Here is a 3,648-nt window from a genome sequence, read left to right as displayed (position 1 = left end):
AAGTGTATTGCTTACCAACAGGCTGTTCAAATCGATGTGTATCCCCAGCCTTATGCCATCTAACCCATGTCTGAATCTGTGTCTTATTCTTAATTTTTAATTTCTCCATGATCTCTTTCATAGGCACGCCTGCCAATCTCATTTCTACAGCCTTCTGCTTAACTTCAACCGGATAACTCACTCTTGTCCCCATAGAAAAAACACCTCCAAGTCTAATTTCGGCTAACAATCATCCGTTTTCAAACTTGAAGGTGTTTTTTATTTGTCTCATCTTATGGGGTCAGTCCCATGCGGAGAGGCTTTCTTGTTTACAAAGACGGCAGCTTCATTTCTTTCTCAAACATCAAGTCATCAATGCTTTTAAAGGTATAGCCTTGTTTTTTCAGGTCGGTAATCGCATCGTCCAGCGCCTCGGCATTGTCCTTGGAGACAGTGTGAAGCAGGTAAATCGCTCCCGGATGCGCCTGTTTGATCATGTGGTCGTAGGCGTATTTTTTCCCTTTTTGATGATTGATTTTCCAGTCGACAAAAGCGACGGACCAGAAAACAGTTTGATAGCCCATGCGTTTTGTTTCTTTCAGCACATATTCACTGAACACGCCGCGCGGCGGCCGTAAGTACAGGTTGTCCTGCTTTCCCGTGATCTTATAAACCTCTTCGTTGACTGAATCAAGCTCGTCCTGAATTTGGTCTGCTGTTTTTGTCGTCAGATCCGGATGGTGAAAGGAGTGGTTGCCGATGATATGCCCTTCATCCGACATCCGTTTGATCAGCTCGGGCTGATCCTTTACGAAATGCCCGGTGACAAAAAACGTTCCTGTCACGTGATGTTTTTTTAAGACATCAAGCACCTTTGGCGTATAGCCATTTTCGTAGCCGTTATCAAATGTTAAATAAATTGTTTTTTCTTTTGTATTGCCTAAATAAAACGCGTCATATTTTTTGATCAGGCTGTTCAGCTGTTTTCCCGCATCTGGCGGCTGATGATTAACGCTTCGCTTAAAGCCCCAATTAATCGGCTCATTCAGTACCGCATCTGCCTGTTTTGCTCCTGCTGCAAGCAGGACGGCGGCGCAGCATATTGCACACATCCACTTCATGGCCAGCGCTCCTTCTGCATTTTTTCTTATTTTACAGAAAGGCGCCCTGTTTTATACTGACGCTTTATGCCAATATAAAAAACCGCGGCATGCGCGGTTTTATTCCCAGTCTTTTTTAAAGCGTTCATATTTGGCTTCCAGGTCATCCAGCATGCCGATGAGCCTGTCTATATCTTCAACGTCTGTTGCTTCAGGGTCTAATGAATCGATGACGTTCATAAACATGTCTAGTCTGTTCTTTAAATAATCAAGCTGCTGATCTTTATTGTTTACTGCGTTCCCCATTCTGCGCCTCCATTCATTTTTTATTATGGTAGCTCATTTTTTGCTGTTTTTCAATCGCCCCGCTACTTGCGATCTTGGCAAATCAGGTCTAAAATTAACTGTTGGCAGCGTTAGTATGCCCCATTTATAAAGGAGTTAGATAGTCATGACACAAAACACGAAGCTGCGTCCGATTACACCTGAGTTCGATCCTTGGGAAGCCTATATGGATGTCGACCAGTATGGAGATATGCAGCTGACGAACGTTGAATTTACAACGACGACACTGTGCAATATGAGATGCGAGCATTGCGCTGTAGGCTATACATTGCAGCCCAAAGACCCGAATGCTCTGCCAATAGATCTTCTGTTAAAAAGGCTGGAGGAAATTCCCCGCCTCAGATCCATCAGTATTACAGGCGGAGAACCGATGCTTTCATTAAAATCTGTAAAGGAATATGTCGTGCCGTTATTGAAATACGCCCACGAGCGCGGGGTGCGGACCCAAATCAATTCAAACCTGACTCTCGATATCGAGCGATACGAATGGATTATTCCGTATCTTGATGTGTTACATATTTCTCATAACTGGGGAACGGTTGAAGAGTTTGCTGAAATCGGTTTTGCTATGATGGACAGAAAACCGACCTTCGAGCAGCGCGCGCGCTATTTTGATAAAATGATCGAAAACAGCCGCAAGCTAGTGGATGCCGGAGTGATGGTATCAGCGGAAACGATGCTGAACAAACGCACACTTCCGCACATTGAGCATATTCACCGCCAAATCACAGAAGATATGAAATGTCAGCGTCATGAAATCCATCCGATGTATCCGAGTGATTTTGCGAGCGCCCTTGAATCTCTCAGCCTGAAGGACATGAGACAGGCGATTCACCGTTTGCTGGATATTCGTGATGAAAAGACATGGATGCTGTTCGGCACACTGCCGTTTTACGCATGCAGTCCTGATGAAGAGGATCAAGAGCTGCTTCGCCGGCTTCGCACGGCGAAAAACGTGACAGTGAGAAATGACCCTGACGGCCGGTCGCGACTGAATGTCAATATTTTTGACGGAAATATTATCGTGACCGACTTTGGCGATACACCGCCGCTCGGCAATATACAGACGGACAGCCTGCCTTCCGCCTATCAAAAGTGGAGAGAAACAAAGCTGGCCAAAGAACTGAACTGCCACTGCCCGAATGTCCGGTGCCTCGGACCAAACGTTCTCGTCAAAAACAGCTACTACCAGGATACAGATTTTTCAAAACGTCAAGCCAGGAGTTAGATGCGGATGGAAGAAACACTTACGGAGATTTTTCAGAATAAAATCGTTGATATTCTCCTCGTCGCCGTCATTTTGTGGATCGGTGTTTTTATCATTAACCGATTGGTGCAGTTATTTTTTAAACGGACGGACTTTATTGAAGAAAGAAAAGAGAAAACCATTGAAAGCCTTGTCCGTTCTATCACCCAATATACGGCGACGATCGGTTTTATCTTTTATGTTATTTCTTTATTTGTGCATGATTTCGGCAAGATTTTAGCCGGGGCGGGCGTAGCCGGTATCGTCATCGGTTTTGGCGCCCAATCACTGATCAAGGATGTGCTGGCGGGTGTGTTTTTAATTTATGAACGCCAGCTTCATAAAGGCGATTATGTGACGGTAAACAATTTATTTAACGGCACCGTCGAAGAAATCGGCCTGCGCTCGCTGCAAATACGTGAATGGAGCGGAAAGCTTCTCACCATCAGCAACGGCGAGGTCAGACAAATAGAAAATTATAATATTGATTTTATGCGGATTACCGAATCCTTTCTCATCAGCTTTAAAGAAGATCCAGATCGTGTATACAGTGTGCTGGAGGAAGCGTGCGACATGCTGAATGAAGAGCTTCGCGATTCACTGAAGCGGGATGAATTCGGAAACCCGACAGAGCCTTTTCAAATACACGGCATCACCGCTTTGAATAAAATCAACCGCGGGGTGGAATTTACCGTAAAGGGCATGGTGCGGGATGAAGATTATTTCAGTGCCAGTCTTGCCGCCAGACGGGTTCTCGTTCGCCAGCTGTACCAAAACAATGTGCAAATGCTTGAGGAAGCTGTAAGAATTGAAAGAACCCAATAAAAAAACTGATTCCATAATGGAATCAGTCAGGCTGTCGAGAAAATCTCGACAGCCTTTATTTTTTCTTAAAATATCCATTCTCATGTAATAAAATAAAAGAAAGACTTACAAGGACGGTGTCTTTCTCATGTTGCACACAAGAAATTCTTCTCA

4 protein-coding genes and 1 pseudogene are annotated in these 3,648 nt (G+C 44.5%); 2 read left to right on the top strand and 3 right to left on the bottom strand.

Annotated elements, in window-relative coordinates; all coding sequences use genetic code 11:
- From WA325_RS21095 to WA325_RS21085, 3 genes and pseudogenes are all read right to left on the bottom strand, one after another.
- A pseudogene (locus WA325_RS21095) lies at positions 1-193 on the bottom strand (helix-turn-helix domain-containing protein); the annotation flags it as partial.
- A 115-nt stretch (positions 194-308) separates the two neighbouring features.
- The gene (gene pdaA / locus WA325_RS21090) at positions 309-1,100 is read right to left on the bottom strand and encodes a delta-lactam-biosynthetic de-N-acetylase (RefSeq protein ID WP_095714623.1); all 792 of its coding nucleotides are present in this window, start codon (positions 1,098-1,100) and stop codon (positions 309-311) included.
- Positions 1,101-1,199: 99 nt separating this feature from the next.
- Entirely contained in the window at positions 1,200-1,385 is a 186-nt protein-coding gene (locus WA325_RS21085; RefSeq protein ID WP_010333401.1) for an SE1561 family protein, read from the bottom strand.
- A gap of 145 nt (positions 1,386-1,530) precedes the next feature.
- Here WA325_RS21085 and yfkAB point away from each other — a divergent pair, with 145 nt between their 5' ends.
- Positions 1,531-2,652, top strand: coding sequence for a radical SAM/CxCxxxxC motif protein YfkAB (gene yfkAB, locus WA325_RS21080; protein WP_059291645.1), 1,122 nt, complete (start codon positions 1,531-1,533; stop codon positions 2,650-2,652).
- Complete coding sequence (gene mscC, locus WA325_RS21075; RefSeq protein WP_083504394.1) at positions 2,653-3,495, top strand: mechanosensitive ion channel protein MscC; 843 nt, start codon at positions 2,653-2,655, stop codon at positions 3,493-3,495.
- The last annotated feature ends 153 nt before the right edge of the window (positions 3,496-3,648 follow it).

The organism is Bacillus sp. 205(2023) (assembly GCF_037027485.1).
GTDB classification, from domain to species: domain Bacteria; phylum Bacillota; class Bacilli; order Bacillales; family Bacillaceae; genus Bacillus; species Bacillus halotolerans.
The sequence above is the reverse complement of the archived record's forward strand: the minus strand, read 5'-3'. Positions and strand labels throughout refer to the sequence as shown.